Origin of the sequence: Polynucleobacter sp. AP-Latsch-80-C2 (assembly GCF_018882185.1) — a bacterium.
Lineage (GTDB): Bacteria > Pseudomonadota > Gammaproteobacteria > Burkholderiales > Burkholderiaceae > Polynucleobacter.
Map to the genome: position 1 here is coordinate 290,172 of NZ_JACVOY010000002.1, position 17,056 is coordinate 307,227.

Sequence of the window (17,056 nt, forward strand, 5' to 3'; positions counted from 1 at the left end):
TCAAGTGAGTTTTAATTTTTAGCGGTAATAACAGCAGTATTTTTTCTTCGGGAGACAACATGGCTTCGGTAAATAAGGTCATCATCGTAGGTAATGTAGGACGTGATCCAGAAACACGTTATATGCCAAGCGGCGACGCAGTTACGAATATTTCAGTAGCAACATCAGATCGCTACAAAGATAAGCAAACTGGCGAAATGAAAGAAACCACAGAATGGCACCGCGTTGCATTCTTTGGCAAGCTTGCAGAAATCGCTGGTCAGTACCTCAAAAAAGGTTCACAAGTGTATGTTGAAGGTCGTTTACGTACACGTAAATGGACTGACGCTAGTGGTCAAGAAAAGTATTCCACTGAGATCGTTGCAGAAACAATGCAAATGCTTGGTGGTAAGCCAGTAGGTGGCGGGGGCGATGGTGGCGAAAGCTATAGTCGTTCAAAGCCCTCTGAGCAGTCAGCACCAGCAGCATCAAATGCTGCCTCACTCGGCGCAATGGATGACGACATTCCGTTTTAAGTAATACCGCAATAGCAAAAACCCCTTCTAGGATTTCCTACAAGGGGTTTTTTATTGGCGGGCGTGGCGGGTATTCTCCGGCCATGGAGCATTGTGATCGGTGCGGAAAGGATTGATATCCAATCCACCGCGCCTGGTGTAACGAGCATAGACCGATAATTTATCTGGCTTGCATTCACGCTTAATGTCGCAAAAAATTGTTTCAACACAATGTTCGTGAAATTCACCCAATTGTCTAAAACCAATTAAATAGCGCAGCAATCCCTCTTCTAATATCGGGCGCCCCTGATAGCGGATTTGCACACTTGCCCAGTCTGGTTGACCGGTGACAGGACAGTTGGACTTCAGTAGGTGCGATACCAAGCATTGCTCAATGGGGCCAAAGTCTTCATTGACGCCAAGTAAAGCAGGATCCGCTGGGGTGTGTGGATCAATCTCAATATCAAGACGATCTAAAAGAACGCCGCCCATTTCTTGTATGCCTTTTTTAGCAATCGGTTCAGTTGCACTGATGCGGGTCGTGATTTTGCTACCAGCGGCAGCTGATAAATCGGTAATTAGTTGTTCGCGTACTGCGTTCTCATCTTCGAAGCGCGCGTTATTTAAGCTGTTGAGATAAAGCTTAAAAGATTTAGACTCGATCATGTTTGGTGAGTCTGCAGGAATTTGAAACTCAGCTAATCCAATTTGAGGTTTACCTTTGAGATTTAACCAACTTAATTCAAATGCATTCCAAATGTCTACGCCAACAAAGGGCAAGGCTTGACCTTCCTTGATGTTTAGCTTGAGGCGGTTCTCTGAGCGCGGTATTTGAAACAGCAGGCTAGGATCATATTGATCTGGGTATTGCGTAGCTTGACCAAGAGGAAGTGTTGCCATAGGTGCTATTTGGATTTAGGTTGATTCGAGACTCCGGAAACAACATGACCGGTGGGCGCCACAGAGGCAGCCGACTGGCAGTGACCGGTTTGATCATCAAAGAAAAAGTCAGGCTCAAATTCGCGGAGGAATTCACTTTTGGATAAACCGCCTAAGAACATTGCCTCATCGACATCGATGCCCCATGCCATCAGGGTACGGATCGCGCGCTCGTGTGCCGGCGCAGAGCGGGCAGTTACTAAGGCCGTACGAATGCGCATGCCATTCTCACTAGTGGAACGCTGCAGTCTGTGAAGGGCTTCTAGTAATGGCTTAAAGGGGCCTGGAGGCAAAGGAATATCAACCTTTTTGCTCTCGTGATCTACAAAAGCTTCAAGCCCTTTTTTCTGAAACACTTGTTCGGCTTCATCCGAGAACAGTACTGCGTCTCCGTCAAAGGCGATGCGGATTTCATTGGGGTGAGATTCCGCTGTTTTGCTCGATTCTGGGAAGACGCGCGCTGCTGGAAAGCCTGCATCGATTGTGGCTCTAACATCATCTTCGTTTGCCGATAAAAAGAGATTGGCATGCAAAGATCGCAAGTAGTGATAAGGGGGACGACCACGCGTAAATACACCGCGCTCAAGATGCAGGCCATGATGCTCTGCTGAGCGGAATACTCGCAAACCACTGACTGGATCATTACGCGAGAGAATCACTACTTCAACACGTTGCTCACCTTCTTCATTAAAGGCAAGAAGTTTCTTGACGAGTGGAAATGCAACGCCTTTTTGCGCCGCCTCACCAAGACGTTCAAGCTGGAGCTTCATATAGGCGCTGTCATCTGCAGATTCAAAGATGTGATTCTCTTCTTCAAAATCAAAGAGCGCGCGCGAAGAAATCGCAACAACAAGTTTTCCGGTCAGTGTGTAAGACATCTCAGGAATTGCATCTCATTTTAGGAATAAGCGGTAAGCAGGATTATTGGTTTCATCCCAATGTGGGTAACCAAGAGTCGCTAAAAATTTCTGAAATTTCTGCTGCTCATTTTTGGGTACCTGCATGCCGACTAAGATGCGACCATAGTCTGCGCCATGGTTGCGATAGTGAAAGAGGCTGATATTCCAATTGGGCGCCATGCTGGTTAAGAATTTCATTAAAGCGCCTGGGCGCTCAGGAAATTCAAAGCGATAGATCAACTCATCTTTGGCAAGTGCAGAATGGCCGCCAACCATATGGCGTAAGTGTGATTTAGCCAATTCATCATGGGTCAAATCGATAGTGGCAAATTTTGCTTTACGGAAATGTTTAGCAATGGCTTCGCTGTCACCAGCCTTTTGGGTGCTGATGCCAACAAAAATATGCGCTTCACTTTGATCACCAATGCGGTAATTAAATTCAGTGACATTGCGCTTGCCAAGTAATTCGCAGAAGCGTTTAAAGGAACCACGTTCTTCAGGAATGGTTACAGCAAAGACGGCTTCACGGAACTCACCTACATCAGCGCGCTCAGCCACAAAGCGTAGACGACTAAAGTTCATATTAGCGCCGCAAGCTAGTGCAACTAAAGTCTTTTTCTTGATGCGTTTTTTCTCAACATACTTCTTCATACCCGCAATGGCTAAGGCTCCAGCAGGCTCAAGGATGCTACGGGTATCGGTAAAGACATCACTAATAGCAGCACAGATCTCATCGGTATCGACAGTGATGATTTCATCAACTACTTTTTTACAGATCCGGAAAGTTTCTTTGCCAACCAATTTCACAGCAGTGCCATCTGAGAACAAACCCACATCTTTCATTTCAATGCGCTTGTTTGCTTTCAATGAGCGATTCATGGCATCAGAGTCAGAGGCTTGAACACCAATTACTTTGGTTTTAGGGCTAACCGCTTTGACGTACTCGCCAATTCCAGAAATTAATCCGCCACCACCAATAGCGACGAATACCGCATCAATGGGTTCTTGGTATTGCTGAAAAATTTCTTGGGCAATCGTGCCTTGTCCGGCAATGACGTCCGGATCATCAAAGGGGTGAACAAAGGTCAAACCCCGTTTTTTCTCCAAAAGCTCTGAATATTGAAAGGCGTCGCTATAGGACTCTCCGTGCAAAATGACCTCTACCCATGAGCCTCCGCGAGCCTTGACGGCATCGATCTTGAGGCTGGGGGTGGTCACCGGCATCACGATGACGGCTTTGCACTTCATTTTCGCAGCAGATAGGGCGACACCTTGAGCATGGTTTCCTGCAGAGGCCGCTATCACCCCGCGTTTAAGGGCTTCTGGGCTTAAATGGGCCATTTTGTTGTAGGCGCCACGCAATTTGAAGGAGAAAACCGGCTGGTTATCTTCTCTTTTGAGCAAAACCTGGTTACCTAAGCGCTTGCTGAGTTCCGGGGCCAGTTGGAGCTCGGTTTCTCTGGCCACGTCATAGACGCGAGCCGATAAAATTTTCTTTAAATAGTTCGTTGCCATCTAATGAGCGTACCACGGATGGCCTCTAAGCCCTTAAATTTGCAAGGGTTTATGACTTTGGCCAACATCTTTCCCTTATTCCTGCCACTATCAGGTTTGCTCTATTAAAATGCTTATTTATCAAATATGTCGCTATGAATGCACCATTGGCTTTGAACCAGTTGTTGGACGCTGAAGCGGGCTCGCCCCGTTTGCGCGAAATTCCCTACAACTACACCTCCTTTTCGGACCGGGAAATCGTTATTCGCCTATTAGGCGAGGAGTCATGGCGTGTTCTCAACGAGCTGCGCGGCGTTCGCCGTACCGGCCGTTCTGCACGCATGCTATTTGAAATCTTGGGTGATATCTGGGTCGTTCAACGCAACCCCTTTTTGCAAGATGACCTATTAGATAGCCCAAATCGCCGCAAGCAATTAATTGATGCGCTTTGGCATCGCTTGGGTGAAGTTAAAAAACGCAATAGCGGTGAATCTGCTGAACAAGTCGACATTTTATTAAGCGCCGCTTACCGCGCGATTGAAAATTTTGAGAATGGCTTTAAAGAAGTGGAGCAGATTCGCAAGCGCGCTCGCAAAGAGTTGGGACGTCATACTGCTGCCGACAATATTTGTTTCGATGGTGTATCGCGTGCTGCGCATGTAACTGATGCTACCGACTGGCGCGTCGAGTTTCCATTGGTTGTTTTAAAGCCAGACTATGAATCTGAAATTCCGGGCTTAGTAAAGGCTTGTGTTGAATTAGGACTCACGATTATTCCGCGTGGAGGCGGTACTGGTTATACCGGTGGCGCTATTCCGCTCTATGCCTTGTCAGCAGTAATCAACACCGAGAAGCTAGAAAACATTGGTGGTGTGAAGAGCACTCGCTTGCCAGGCGTTAAGCATGAAGTCTCTACTATTTTTACGGGCGCAGGCGTAGTCACACGTCGCGTCGCAGATGCTGCAGAGCATGCTGGGCTTGTGTTTGCTGTTGATCCTACCTCTGCCGATGCGAGTTGCATTGGTGGCAATATCGCCATGAATGCCGGTGGTAAAAAAGCGGTTCTTTGGGGCACTGCTCTAGATAACTTAGCTAGCTGGCGCATGGTGGATCCGCAAGGTAATTGGTTAGACGTCGTGCGCCTTGATCATAATTTGGGAAAAATTCATGAAGTAGACCAAGTTCGCTTTCAGTTAACCTGGTCTGATGGTTTAAGTGAGCCTGGTGAACGTATTCTGAAAACAGAATTACTTGAAGTAGAAGGCAAACGTTTTCGTAAAGAAGGGTTAGGTAAGGATGTAACTGATAAGTTTTTATCGGGCCTACCTGGTGTGCAAAAAGAAGGTTGTGATGGCTTGATTACAAGCGCAACCTGGATATTGCATCGCATGCCTAAATTTATGCGCACCGTTTGTTTAGAGTTCTTTGGTCAAGCGCGCGAAGCAATTCCGAGCATTGTTGAAATCAAGGCTTATCTTGATGGCTTGAGCAAGCAGGGTGGACCTATTTTGGCTGGCTTGGAGCATTTAGATGACCGCTACTTAAGAGCGGTAGGTTACTCAACTAAGTCCAAACGCAATAGCCTGCCTAAAATGGTGTTAATTGGCGATATTGCTGGTGATAACGAAGAGGCTGTAGCAGCTGCGACTAGTGAAGTAGTGCGCATGGCTAATTTGCGAGTGGGCGAAGGCTTTGTCGCAGTTAGTCCAGATGCTCGTAAGAAATTTTGGTTAGATCGTGCCCGTACAGCCGCAATTGCTCGCCACACCAATGCTTTTAAGATCAACGAAGACGTCGTTATTCCTTTGCCACGCATGGGCGAGTACACCGACGGTATTGATCGCATCAATATTGAGTTATCCCTCAAAAATAAATTACAAGTTCTAGATGGTCTAGAGTCCTTCTTGAAAAAGAGCCCGCTACCGCTCGGTAAGGGTGATGAGGATTATGAGATTCCGACCGCGGAAATTTTGGGTGATCGAGTTCAGCAAGCTGTCGAACTGATTGAGACAGTACGGGCGCGCTGGTCTGAGTGGATTACTCAGATGGATACGTATTTCCCGCAACTGCAGAACTATAGTTTGCGCGCCTCATGGAAAGAAGAGATTCGTGCAGAGTTGCGGATTATCTTTGGCGGTTTAGCCTTTGAGCCAATTCTCAATGAGCTCGAAGCCATTCATAAAAAGATTTTGCGCAAGCGTGTATTCGTAGCCCTGCACATGCATGCAGGTGACGGCAACGTCCATACGAATATTCCGGTCAACTCTGATGACTATGAAATGTTGCAAGATGCACATCATGCAGTAGATCGCATCATGAAACTTGCGCGCTCATTAGATGGTGTTATTTCTGGTGAGCATGGCATTGGTATTACTAAGCTGGAATATCTCACTGAAGATGAATTAAAAGATTTCCGTGCTTATAAGAACCGCGTTGATCCAGAAGGCCGCTTCAATAAAGGCAAACTTATGCCGCATGCCGACTTGAGCATGGCCTATACGCCTAGCTTCGGTTTGATGGGGCATGAATCGATCATCATGCAACAAAGCGATATCGGTGCTATTGCTGATAGCGTAAAAGATTGCTTGCGTTGCGGTAAATGTAAGCCAGTCTGCTCAACACATGTACCCCGTGCTAACTTGCTGTACAGCCCACGCGACAAAATTTTGGCTACTTCATTATTGATAGAGGCCTTCTTATACGAAGAGCAAACTAGACGTGGCGTTTCTATTCGCCATTGGGAAATGTTTGATGATGTCGCAGCGCATTGCACGGTTTGTCATAAGTGCCTAACGCCTTGCCCAGTGAATATTGATTTTGGTGATGTCACCATGAATATGCGCAATCTCTTGCGCAAGATGGGTCAACAACGTTTCAACCCTGGCACTGCTGCTTCAATGTTCTTCCTCAATGCTACCAGCCCAGAAACGATTCATCTGGCTCGCAAGACCATGATTAGCTGGGGCTATAAGTTGCAGCGTTTAGGTAATGATGTGTTGCGTAAGTTTGCTAAGCAGCAGACTGCCCACCCGCCGGCTACAGTTGGCAAGCCGAGCGTTAAAGAGCAGGTGATTTTCTTTGTCAATAAGAAGATGCCTGGCAATTTGCCTAAGAAAACTGCCCGTGCGTTGTTGGATATTGAAGATGCGAACTATGTTCCGATTATTCGTGATCCTAAAACCACCTCTGCCGATACTGAAGCTGTCTTCTATTTCCCAGGTTGCGGATCTGAACGTCTCTTTTCGCAAGTAGGCTTGGCGACGCAGGCAATGTTGTGGAACGTAGGCGTGCAAACAGTCTTGCCACCAGGATATTTATGCTGTGGCTATCCACAACGTGGCAATGGGGATTTCGATAAAGCGGAAAAGATGATTACGGACAATCGTGTCCTATTCCATCGTGTTGCTAATACCCTGAACTATTTGGACATTAAGACCGTCGTGGTGTCATGCGGCACTTGTTACGATCAATTGGCAGGCTATCAGTTTGAACAGATTTTCCCGGGCTGTCGGATCATTGATATTCATGAATATTTACTCGAGAAGGGCGTAAAGCTTGCTGGAGTCAGTGGTGTGAAATACATGTATCACGATCCTTGTCATTCACCAATGAAGTTGCAAGATCCGATGAAGACGGTGAATGAACTCATTGAGATGGCGGATGGTAAGGCGATTAAAAAGAATGATCGCTGCTGCGGCGAGTCAGGAACCTTGGCAGTTACACGCCCTGACATTTCTACTCAAGTTCGTTTCCGCAAACAAATTGAGATGGAAAAAGCCGCCACCGATTTACGTAAAGATAACTTTACGGGCGATGTGAAAGTCCTCACGAGCTGCCCATCATGCTTACAAGGCTTAACTCGTTTTGATGCTGATAGCGATACAACAGCGGATTACATCGTTGTTGAAATGGCGCAAAAGATACTGGGTGAGAATTGGATGAAGGACTATGTGGAAAAAGCCAATCAGGGTGGCATTGAAAGGGTTCTGGTTTAGATGATTCCAAAAAATGTCGTCGTACATCAGCAGTCCAAAGTTTTAGAGCTTGCATACGAGGACGGCAACACCTTTCGTTTGCCATTTGAGTTATTGCGAGTGCTCTCACCCTCTGCTGAGGTGCAAGGTCATGGACCGGGTCAGGAGACGCTGCAGACGGGTAAGCGCGAAGTCTTAATCGCTAGCCTAGAGCCTGTCGGCCACTATGCCCTCAAGCCTAGTTTTTCAGATGGACATGACTCAGGTTTGTATTCTTGGGATTTTTTGCGCTACTTATGTGACAACCAAGAGCAGTTATGGAAAGAGCATTTAGATAAATTACAGGCGGCTGGTCTGGACCGTGATGCCCCCATGACTAAGGCAGGTCATACGCATGACCATTCTTGTGGAAGTCATTAATGAGTAAAACCCACTTCGGTTATCAAAGTGTTGATGAGGCAGAAAAGGCTGGCAAGGTTGCTGAAGTCTTTCATTCTGTTGCTAGTAAATATGATGTGATGAATGACTTTATGTCATTTGGTTTACATCGTCTCTGGAAAAAAATGACCATTGCTCGTGCTCAGGTACGCCCTGGTCAAAAAGTGCTTGATATCGCTGGTGGTACGGGTGACTTAGCCGCTGCTTTTGCTAAAGCGGCACATTTTGGAAGTAATGCGGATGCACAGGTTTGGTTAAGTGATATCAACGCCTCTATGTTGGGCGTGGGTCGAGATCGTTTATTGGATCGTGCCATGGCCTTACCTTGCGTTCAGTTCGATGCCGAAAAGATTCCTTTTCCTCAGAATCATTTTGATGTGGTTACGGTAGCCTTTGGGCTGCGCAATATGACTCATAAAGATGTTGCTTTAGGTGAGATGCTGCGTGTTATCAAGCCTGGAGGTCGGGTTCTCGTGCTGGAATTTTCTAAGCCTGATGCTTTTTTACAGCCCGTCTATGATGCCTATTCCTTTAAGGTGCTTCCATGGTTGGGTGAGAAAATTGCCCAAGACTCAGAGAGTTACCGTTATTTAGCGGAATCAATTCGGATGCACCCCGATGCAGAGGCTTTGAAGGAAATCATGCTGGGGGTTGGTTTTGATGAAGTAGAAACCCATAGAATGACTGGGGGTATCGTTGCCTTACACATTGGTATTAAATACTGATAGTTGTCTAGTTTTTAAACTTTTAAAAACTAAAGATACAGAGAAGTTATTGAGGGGTTAAATAAAAATGAATAAACATTTTTTTAAAGCAGTGATATTAAGTGTGAGCTTAATAGTTGCCTCACTGGGCACGGTTGATGCTGCTCGCTTAGGCGGAGGAAGAAGCATTGGGCGTATGCCAAGTGCACCAATTCAGAGACAAGCTGCACCTATTCAAAAGCCAGCGCAACAAGCTGCGCCAGCGACTGCCCCTGCTCCTGCTGCTGCACCACAAGCTCCCACGCCTAGCCGTTTCGGTGGCATGGGAGGAATCTTAGGTGGCTTAGCTGCTGGACTCGGTATCGGTTATTTGCTTTCCCATTTCGGTTTGGGTGAAGCAGCCTCATCTTTGATCACTGGATTATTGATTGCGATGTTGGCTGGTTTTGCCATTATGTTTGTGATTAGAAGATTACTTCCAGCAATGTCAGGCGCGGGTCAAAGCAGCAATGTGCCTAGTGCCGGCATGCAACGCAATGTGCAAGAGCAACCGCGCCAGGAGCCTGCTTTTAACCCTGCTGCTAGCGCATTCGGTGGTATGAGTGCAGAACCTGAAAAGTTTCAATCCACACTTCCGCCTGGATTTGATGAGCACACCTTTTTGGAAAATGCGAAGCAATACTTCGTTGGTTTGCAAAAAGCCTGGGATTTAGGTGATCTTGCCGCTTTGCGTGAATTTACGACCCCAGAAATGTTTGCCACTATTCAACAGGATTTAGCCGGTCGCACGGATGGCGCAAACCAAACTGAGGTGGTCAGTATTCAGGCGCAACTCTTGGGAATTGAGACGAGTGATGCGCACTATTTCTGTAGCGTTCAGTTCACTGGGATGATTCGTGAGCAGTTAGGGGCACCTGCTAGCAACTTCTCTGAAATCTGGAATCTCAGCAAGCCAGTAGAAGGCCCTGGCGGCTGGGTACTGGCAGGTATCTCTCAGTTGGTTTAAGCTTGAGCCAGTTTCCATTGGAAAACCCGCACTAGTGCGGGTTTTTTACACTCATGAGCACACCTTTTTCTTCTACCCATACGATTGCTGCTGGCGCTATATGCCGGGCGATTAACCATGTTCTGAGTACTGAGCCTTGGGCAACGGGTGAGTTATCAAAGCACGCAGGCAAGTCAATCTTATTAAAGCTCCCATTCGGTGACTTATGTTGCGAGATTGGGGCTGGTGGACTGCTGACTGTTTTCAAAGCAGCCGAAACTCCTTCCCTTACTTTGGAGGTCTCCGCTAAGGCCTTAAGCGATTTAGCGGGTAGCTCCGGCAGTTTGCGTGAGCAGGCCTTTAAGGCAGTCAAGATTACGGGTGATGCAGACTTAGCGCAACTCATTGGACGTCTCGCCGGCCAAGTCCGCTGGGAGTACGAGGAAGATCTTGCAAAGTTGTTTGGCGATGTCCCTGCGCACTTCGCAGTGAAGCAAGGCAAGAAATTTGTTTCTGCCACTCGCGCTGCTGCAAGTGATTTACTGGACAATGTAGTGGAGTACGTTAGCGAAGAAAAAAAAGTGTTGTTAAATCAACGGGATTTTAAGATTCGCAAAGCGGAATTAAATGATTTGCGGGATTCTGTAGATCGAATGGAAAAACGAATTCAATTTTTAGAGCAAAAGGCTAAATAAATCGTGCGTCGAATAGCTCGTCTTTGCTACATCTTTTTTACTGCTTGGCGCTTCGGCTTATTGCCTCTTTTGCGTGATCTATTAAAGCCTGGATTACGCCGCAGCTTATTAAGTATTTTGTGCTGGGTTTCTCCTGGTAAGCATCTCCCTAGAGGTGAGCGCATTCGTCTCACGCTTGAAGCGCTTGGCCCCATCTTCGTTAAATTTGGTCAAGTGCTCTCTACACGTCGTGACTTATTGCCCGAAGATATTGCAAATGAGTTGGCGAAGTTACAAGATCAAGTACCGCCATTCTCCAATGAAGAGTCTCGCCGTTTGATTGAAGAGGCGCTAGGGCAGTCTATCGAAGAAGTCTTTATTAGTTTTGATGCCACTCCAATAGCCAGTGCATCTGTTGCACAGGTTCATTTTGGGGTTTTACGGGCTACAGATAAACATCCTGAGTGGGCTGGGCAGGCAGTGGCTATCAAGGTATTGCGCCCTGGTATTTTGCCGGTGATCGACGGCGATCTTGCCTTGATGTATGACCTAGCAAAAATTATTGACAAGAGTTCTGAAGATGGACGTCGTCTCAAACCTCGCGAGAACGTTGCGGAGTTTGATACGTATTTGCATGATGAGTTAGATCTCATGCGCGAGGCTGCGAATGCAAGTCAATTGCGTCGCTATTTTGTAGATTCACAGAAGTTAATGATCCCAGAAATGTATTGGGATCTCTGTCATACCAATGTCATCGTCATGGAAAGAATGTATGGCATTTCTATTGGACGCACTGCTGAGTTACAAGCTGCTGGAGTAGATTTTAAAAAATTAGCAGCGGATGGAGTAGAGATATTTTTTACTCAGGTATTTGAGTATGGATTCTTCCATGCCGATATGCATCCAGGCAACATCATGATTAGCTTAGAGCCGGAAACTTTTGGCCGTTTTATTTCTTTGGATTTTGGAATTGTTGGCGCACTTAGTGAGTCTGATAAAAATTATCTAGCACTTAATTTCTTAGCTTTCTTTAATCGCGATTACCGTCGGGTGGCTGAGTTACATATTGAGTCAGGTTGGGTTCCAGCCGAAACTCGGGTAGAAGAATTAGAAGGCGCGGTTCGTTCTGTATGTGAACCGTACTTTGATCGACCCCTAAAAGAGATTTCTTTAGGTATTGTTTTGATGCGCCTATTCCAAACATCGCGTCGTTTTAAGGTGGAAATTCAGCCTCAGCTCACCTTATTGCAAAAAACCTTATTGAACGTGGAAGGCTTGGCTCGCCAGCTGGATCCCGATTTGGATCTGTGGAAGACGGCTAAACCTATTTTGGAAAAATGGGTTGATAAACAGCTTGGCTGGCGTGGTTTGATCGATGGCTTGAAGGCCGAAGCGCCCATGTGGGCCAAAATCCTGCCTACTTTGCCCCGTTTGCTTGCTGATAGCTTGGCCCAGGCCGGACTGCAGCAAAAAAAGGTCGAAACTGGCGAATTAGAGGTTTTAAAGGCACTTTTGCTAGAAGAAAGGCGCACTCACCGCCTATTAGTGGGCACATTACTCTTTGCTGGCGGGTTTTTGGCGGGAATTTTGATCATTACCCTTGGTGTTCACTAAGGTGGTCCCTAACCCGCTAAAATAGCGGGTTAGGCAGAACATGAAAAAATACTTTATTGCAGGCATCCTGGTTTGGGCACCATTAGCGATCACCATTTGGGTGATTTCGTGGGGCCTGGGTTTGCTCGACGGTGTTTTTGGGTCGGTAATGCACGCGATCATTGTGGTTCTTCCGCATGATGCCGCTTTGGATATGCAGCATTTCCGCGATCTCCCCGCTGTTGGAGTATTGATCGTCATTGCCATCATCATATTGACTGGATTTTTAGCAATTAGTTTTGCTGGTCAATGGTGGCTAAAAATATGGGATAGATTTGTTAACCGCATTCCAATTGTGCGCTCGATTTATTCCAGCGTCCAACAAGTGTCATCCACATTATTTTCGGGTAGTGGTCAGGCTTTTAGTAAGGCCTTGCTAATTCGTTATCCGCATGCAGATTCATGGGCAATCGCCTTTCAAACCGGTGTTCCTGCAAAAGAAGTTACTGCGAAGTTGGGTGAAGATTACGTTAACGTATTTTTACCAACAACCCCAAATCCAACCTCTGGTTTTTTTATGATCGTGCCTCGCGCACAAACCATTGAACTAGAGATGAGTGTGGAAGAGGCTTTGAAACATATTGTTTCAATGGGATCTGTGCCACCAAATAGTTCAAGTGGATTGACAGCTATTGGGTCAACCAAACATTTTTGATTTATAGGAAATATTATGTCGATGCGAAGTCATACCTGCGGTCAGGTAACTGATTCTTTAATTGGTCAAGAAGTCACTCTCTCTGGATGGGTGAATCGTCGCCGTGACCACGGAGGCGTCATCTTTATTGACTTGCGTGATCGCGAAGGTTTTGTACAAGTAGTTTGCGACCCAGATCGTCCTGAGATGTTCGCGCTGGCTGAGCAGGTTCGTAATGAGTTTTGTATTCAGATTAAAGGCTTAGTGCGGGCACGTCCTGCCGGCACGGAGAATACGGATTTGGTTAGCGGTAAGGTTGAAGTTCTTTGCCATGGTTTAGTTATCCTGAATGCCTCGATTACGCCTCCATTCCAATTGGATGATGAGAATTTATCTGAGACAACGCGTTTAACGCATCGTGTATTGGATTTGCGTCGTCCGCAGATGCAAAAGAATTTGCGTTTGCGTTACAACGTAGCCATGGAGTGCCGTCGTTATCTAGATGATGCTGGCTTTATTGATATTGAAACGCCAATGTTGACCAAGAGCACACCCGAAGGTGCTCGTGACTATTTGGTTCCATCTCGTGTTCATGATGGTCAATTCTTTGCATTGCCACAATCGCCACAACTCTTTAAGCAATTGTTGATGGTTGCAGGTTTTGATCGCTACTACCAAATTACTAAATGTTTCCGTGACGAAGATTTACGCGCTGATCGTCAGCCTGAATTTACTCAGATCGACTGTGAAACTGCCTTCTTAAGTGAAATAGAAATTCGCGAACTCTTTGAAAACATGATTCGTCATATTTTCAATAAGACCATGAATGTCGAGTTGCCAAATCAATTCCCAACGATGCCTTATTCAGAAGGTATGGCACGCTTTGGATCTGACAAGCCGGACTTGCGCGTGAACTTTGAGTTCACTGAATTAACGGATTTGATGAAAGACGTCGATTTCAAGGTCTTCTCTGGTGCTGCTAATCAGGTGGGTGGCCGTGTGGTTGGTTTATGTGTTCCTGGCGGTGCTGAAATTAGCCGTAGTGAAATCGATGACTACACGCAGTTTGTCAGTATTTATGGCGCCAAAGGTTTGGCATGGATTAAGGTGAATTCGGTTGCTGAAGGTCGCAACGGATTGCAATCTCCTATCGTGAAGAATTTGCATGATGCGGCAATCGAAGGCATCTTGAAGCGCACTGGCGCTAAAGATGGCGATATTATTTTCTTCGGTGCTGATAAAGAAAAAGTAGTGAATGATGCAATCGGTAATTTACGCTTACGCATTGGTCATTCCGCTTGGGGTAAAGCGCATGGTCTCTTTACTGAAGGCTGGAAGCCATTGTGGGTTGTTGATTTCCCAATGTTTGACTATGACGAAGGTGAAGCACGTTGGGTTGCTTGTCACCATCCATTCACTAGTCCTAAAGATGAGCATATGAAGTATCTGGAGACTGATCCAGGTAAGTGCTTGGCTAAGGCATATGACATGGTATTGAACGGTAGCGAAATTGGTGGCGGTTCTGTGCGTATTCACCAAGAAGCTGTGCAGAGTCAGGTATTCCGTGCGCTGAAGATTGGTGCTGAAGAGGCTCAAGCGAAGTTTGGCTTCTTGTTAGATGCCCTTCAATACGGCGCGCCTCCGCATGGTGGTATCGCATTTGGTCTAGATCGTATTGTGACCATGATGACTGGTGCTGAATCGATTCGTGATGTGATTGCTTTCCCTAAAACCCAACGTGCCCAATGCTTATTGACTCAGGCTCCTAGCCCAGTAGATGAGCGTCAGTTGCGGGAATTGCATATCCGCTTACGCCAAGCTACACCAGCTGCGTAATACAAGTTAAGTAGTACACGTCTTGAAAATCCCTATCTCGGTTCTCGTAGTTATCTACAAATCGAATAGGGATGTTTTATTAATAGAGCGCGCAGATCGCTCTGGTTTCTGGCAGTCGGTAACTGGTAGCTTAGATGCCCCTGATGAAGATCTTGCTTTAGCTGCTGCCCGAGAAGCTTTTGAAGAAACGGGTATTGCAGTCGAGCATTTACCACCTGGTGCATTAAGAAATCTGCATCATCACATTGAGTATGAAATCTATCCCGAGTGGCGCTTTCGTTATGCGCCCGGCGTGACTAAAAATACGGAGCACTGGTTTGCTCTAGAAGTGCCTGACGATACTTCTGTTCGTCTAGCCCCCAGAGAGCATGTTGCCTATGAATGGCTGCCCTTTGAAGCGGCTGCAAAAAAATGTTTTTCGCGAAGCAATGGCGAGGCGATTCTTAAATTGTTTTCTGCCCAGTGAAGCATCAGAAATAAAGAATAAGGAATAAGATAGGGCGATGAGACATTCATCGGGACGCCATCACAGTAGTGCAGATTCAAAAACACCAGGACGAGGTGATTGGCGCGTCATTCGCGATCTCTTACCCTATCTTTTAGAGTATCGCTTTCGAGTCATCATTGCGCTGAGCTGTTTAATAGCCGCAAAAGTTGCCAACTTAGGCATTCCAATTGTGATGAAAGAGTTAATCAACTCTTTGGATGTCAATGCAAGCTCACCCCAAGTCCTTCTAGTAGTTCCTTTGGGGATCATTCTGGCCTATGGCTTACTGCGAATTTCTGCATCTCTGTTTACGGAATTGCGCGAAGCCTTATTTGCAAAGGTAACGCAGAACGCGGTTCGAAAAGTGGCCTTACAAGTTTTTGAGCACTTACATTCATTAGCGTTGAGCTTTCATTTGGCGCGTCAAACTGGTGGCGTGAGTCGCGATATTGAACGTGGCACTCGTGGTATTCAATCACTGATTTCGTATTCTCTATATAGCATTCTGCCAACACTCATTGAGTTCTGTTTAGTGCTGGGATATTTTGCCTACTCCTATGACATTTGGTTTGCAGCTATTACTCTAGCTGCTCTAGTGATTTACATTGGCTTTACGATTGTGGTGACTGAATGGCGTACCCATTACCGCCGCACCATGAATGATATGGATTCCAAGGCCAATCAAAAAGCAATCGATTCATTATTGAATTTTGAGACGGTGAAGTATTTCGGTAATGAGGCTTTTGAAGCTAGCCGCTATGACGAGAACCTTTTACGTTATCAAGCTGCGGCTGTTAAGTCGCAAAAGACTTTGGCCATCCTTAACCTAGGCCAGCAAATCATTATTGCTACCGGCTTGATGTTGATTCTGTGGCGATCTACTGTTGGAGTAGTTAATGGCAGCATGACATTGGGTGATTTGGTTCTGGTGAATACCTTGATGATTCAGCTCTATATTCCGCTCAATTTCCTTGGCGTTATCTATCGAGAAATTAAACAATCCCTAACGGATATGGATCGGATGTTTTCTTTACTCAATACTGAGAAAGATATTGCTGATTCACTAGATGCAAAGATATTGCAAATCCATAATCGTGAGCTTGGCCCCGATGTGCGATTTGAGCACGTGTCTTTTCATTACGAGAGTAAGCGAGAGATTTTGCGCGATGTGAGTTTTAATATCCCTGCCGGTACGATCACTGCCGTAGTTGGGCAAAGCGGCGCAGGCAAAAGTACTCTCGCTAGATTGTTGTTCCGTTTTTACGATGTGCAGACTGGAAAAGTCTTAATTGATGGCCAGAATATTGAGGATGTTACTCAGGCAAGCTTACGCAAGGCCATTGGTATCGTTCCTCAGGACACAGTTTTATTTAATGACACGATTGGCTACAACATTGCCTACGGTAATCCATCAGCATCCATCGAAGAAGTGCACGAGGCTGCCCGGGCCGCTCAAATTGATGGCTTTATCAAACGCCTACCGGATGGATATGACACTCAGGTGGGCGAAAGGGGCTTAAAGCTATCCGGCGGCGAGAAACAGCGAGTGGCAATTGCAAGAACTTTGCTTAAAAAACCAGCCATGCTCATTTTTGATGAGGCGACTTCCGCCTTAGATTCCAAAACTGAGCGCGCCTTTCAGGATGAGTTGCTCAGCTTAGCTAAAAACCGAACTACCTTGATCATTGCTCATCGTTTATCAACCATTATTCATGCCGATCAAATCTTGGTGATGGAGCATGGGCAAATTGTCGAGCGCGGAACCCATGTAGAACTGCTGGCGGCAAATGGTAGATATGCAGAGATGTGGCAAATGCAAGAGCGTGCAGCGCTTGATTAGAATAA

Annotated in this window: 14 protein-coding genes; 11 read left to right on the plus strand and 3 right to left on the minus strand. The window is 46.2% G+C overall.

Annotation, left to right across the window (positions count from 1 at the left end; all coding sequences use genetic code 11):
* Positions 1–59: 59 nt before the first annotated feature.
* A complete protein-coding gene (gene ssb / locus ICN47_RS03950; RefSeq protein WP_216218575.1) occupies positions 60–515 on the plus strand; it encodes a single-stranded DNA-binding protein in 456 nt (151 codons plus the stop codon).
* 51 nt (positions 516–566) lie between these two features.
* Here ssb and queF read toward each other — a convergent pair whose 3' ends face one another.
* From queF to ilvA, 3 genes are read right to left on the minus strand one after another with little or no spacing between them, the layout of a single operon-like run.
* Positions 567–1,394 (minus strand): NADPH-dependent 7-cyano-7-deazaguanine reductase QueF, encoded by an 828-nt coding sequence (queF, locus tag ICN47_RS03955; protein ID WP_216218576.1) that lies wholly within the window; start codon positions 1,392–1,394, stop codon positions 567–569.
* A gap of 5 nt (positions 1,395–1,399) precedes the next feature.
* Entirely contained in the window at positions 1,400–2,311 is a 912-nt protein-coding gene (locus tag ICN47_RS03960; RefSeq protein WP_216218578.1) for a 5'-nucleotidase, read from the minus strand.
* Positions 2,312–2,326: 15 nt separating this feature from the next.
* Complete coding sequence (gene ilvA, locus ICN47_RS03965; protein WP_216218579.1) at positions 2,327–3,847, minus strand: threonine ammonia-lyase, biosynthetic; 1,521 nt, start codon at positions 3,845–3,847, stop codon at positions 2,327–2,329.
* Between the two features lie 134 nt (positions 3,848–3,981).
* Between ilvA and ICN47_RS03970 the strand changes: the two genes are divergently transcribed.
* The 10 genes from ICN47_RS03970 (at position 3,982) to ICN47_RS04015 (ending at position 17,051) form a co-directional block, all read left to right on the plus strand.
* Positions 3,982–7,821, plus strand: a complete 3,840-nt coding sequence (locus ICN47_RS03970; protein WP_216218580.1) for an FAD/FMN-binding oxidoreductase — start codon at positions 3,982–3,984, stop codon at positions 7,819–7,821.
* Positions 7,822–8,220, plus strand: a complete 399-nt coding sequence (locus tag ICN47_RS03975; RefSeq protein WP_216218582.1) for a gamma-butyrobetaine hydroxylase-like domain-containing protein — start codon at positions 7,822–7,824, stop codon at positions 8,218–8,220. It begins immediately after the preceding gene.
* Complete coding sequence (gene ubiE, locus ICN47_RS03980; RefSeq protein ID WP_216218583.1) at positions 8,220–8,963, plus strand: bifunctional demethylmenaquinone methyltransferase/2-methoxy-6-polyprenyl-1,4-benzoquinol methylase UbiE; 744 nt, start codon at positions 8,220–8,222, stop codon at positions 8,961–8,963. The genes ICN47_RS03975 and ubiE overlap by 1 nt, the downstream gene beginning before the upstream one ends.
* A gap of 67 nt (positions 8,964–9,030) precedes the next feature.
* The gene (locus ICN47_RS03985; RefSeq protein ID WP_216218584.1) at positions 9,031–9,948 is read left to right on the plus strand and encodes a Tim44 domain-containing protein; all 918 of its coding nucleotides are present in this window, start codon (positions 9,031–9,033) and stop codon (positions 9,946–9,948) included.
* A gap of 53 nt (positions 9,949–10,001) precedes the next feature.
* Complete coding sequence (locus tag ICN47_RS03990) at positions 10,002–10,622, plus strand: SCP2 domain-containing protein (RefSeq protein ID WP_216218586.1); 621 nt, start codon at positions 10,002–10,004, stop codon at positions 10,620–10,622.
* Positions 10,623–10,625: 3 nt separating this feature from the next.
* Positions 10,626–12,215, plus strand: coding sequence for a ubiquinone biosynthesis regulatory protein kinase UbiB (gene ubiB, locus ICN47_RS03995; RefSeq protein ID WP_370626250.1), 1,590 nt, complete (start codon positions 10,626–10,628; stop codon positions 12,213–12,215).
* Positions 12,216–12,255: 40 nt separating this feature from the next.
* On the plus strand, positions 12,256–12,909 hold the full coding sequence (locus ICN47_RS04000; protein ID WP_216218587.1) for a DUF502 domain-containing protein: 654 nt from the start codon (positions 12,256–12,258) through the stop codon (positions 12,907–12,909).
* A gap of 15 nt (positions 12,910–12,924) precedes the next feature.
* The gene (gene aspS / locus ICN47_RS04005; RefSeq protein WP_216218588.1) at positions 12,925–14,724 is read left to right on the plus strand and encodes an aspartate--tRNA ligase; all 1,800 of its coding nucleotides are present in this window, start codon (positions 12,925–12,927) and stop codon (positions 14,722–14,724) included.
* A gap of 22 nt (positions 14,725–14,746) precedes the next feature.
* Positions 14,747–15,190: a dihydroneopterin triphosphate diphosphatase gene (gene nudB, locus ICN47_RS04010; protein WP_216218590.1), complete on the plus strand. Its 444-nt coding sequence runs from the start codon at positions 14,747–14,749 to the stop codon at positions 15,188–15,190.
* A 37-nt stretch (positions 15,191–15,227) separates the two neighbouring features.
* Entirely contained in the window at positions 15,228–17,051 is a 1,824-nt protein-coding gene (locus ICN47_RS04015) for an ABC transporter ATP-binding protein/permease (RefSeq protein WP_216218591.1), read from the plus strand.
* The last annotated feature ends 5 nt before the right edge of the window (positions 17,052–17,056 follow it).

Bases quoted from the DNA above. Each gene is read 5' to 3' on its own strand.
- ilvA (WP_216218579.1), bottom strand. From the start codon at position 3,847: ATGGCAACGAACTATTTAAAGAAAATTTTATCGGCTCGCGTCTATGAC.
- ubiE (WP_216218583.1), top strand. From the start codon at position 8,220: ATGAGTAAAACCCACTTCGGTTATCAAAGTGTTGATGAGGCAGAAAAG.
- aspS (WP_216218588.1), top strand. From the start codon at position 12,925: ATGTCGATGCGAAGTCATACCTGCGGTCAGGTAACTGATTCTTTAATT.
- ICN47_RS04015 (WP_216218591.1), top strand. From the start codon at position 15,228: ATGAGACATTCATCGGGACGCCATCACAGTAGTGCAGATTCAAAAACA.
- ICN47_RS04000 (WP_216218587.1), top strand. From the start codon at position 12,256: ATGAAAAAATACTTTATTGCAGGCATCCTGGTTTGGGCACCATTAGCG.
- ICN47_RS03990 (WP_216218586.1), top strand. From the start codon at position 10,002: ATGAGCACACCTTTTTCTTCTACCCATACGATTGCTGCTGGCGCTATA.
- ICN47_RS03970 (WP_216218580.1), top strand. From the start codon at position 3,982: ATGAATGCACCATTGGCTTTGAACCAGTTGTTGGACGCTGAAGCGGGC.
- ICN47_RS03975 (WP_216218582.1), top strand. From the start codon at position 7,822: ATGATTCCAAAAAATGTCGTCGTACATCAGCAGTCCAAAGTTTTAGAG.
- ICN47_RS03985 (WP_216218584.1), top strand. From the start codon at position 9,031: ATGAATAAACATTTTTTTAAAGCAGTGATATTAAGTGTGAGCTTAATA.
- ICN47_RS03960 (WP_216218578.1), bottom strand. From the start codon at position 2,311: ATGTCTTACACACTGACCGGAAAACTTGTTGTTGCGATTTCTTCGCGC.
- queF (WP_216218576.1), bottom strand. From the start codon at position 1,394: ATGGCAACACTTCCTCTTGGTCAAGCTACGCAATACCCAGATCAATAT.
- ssb (WP_216218575.1), top strand. From the start codon at position 60: ATGGCTTCGGTAAATAAGGTCATCATCGTAGGTAATGTAGGACGTGAT.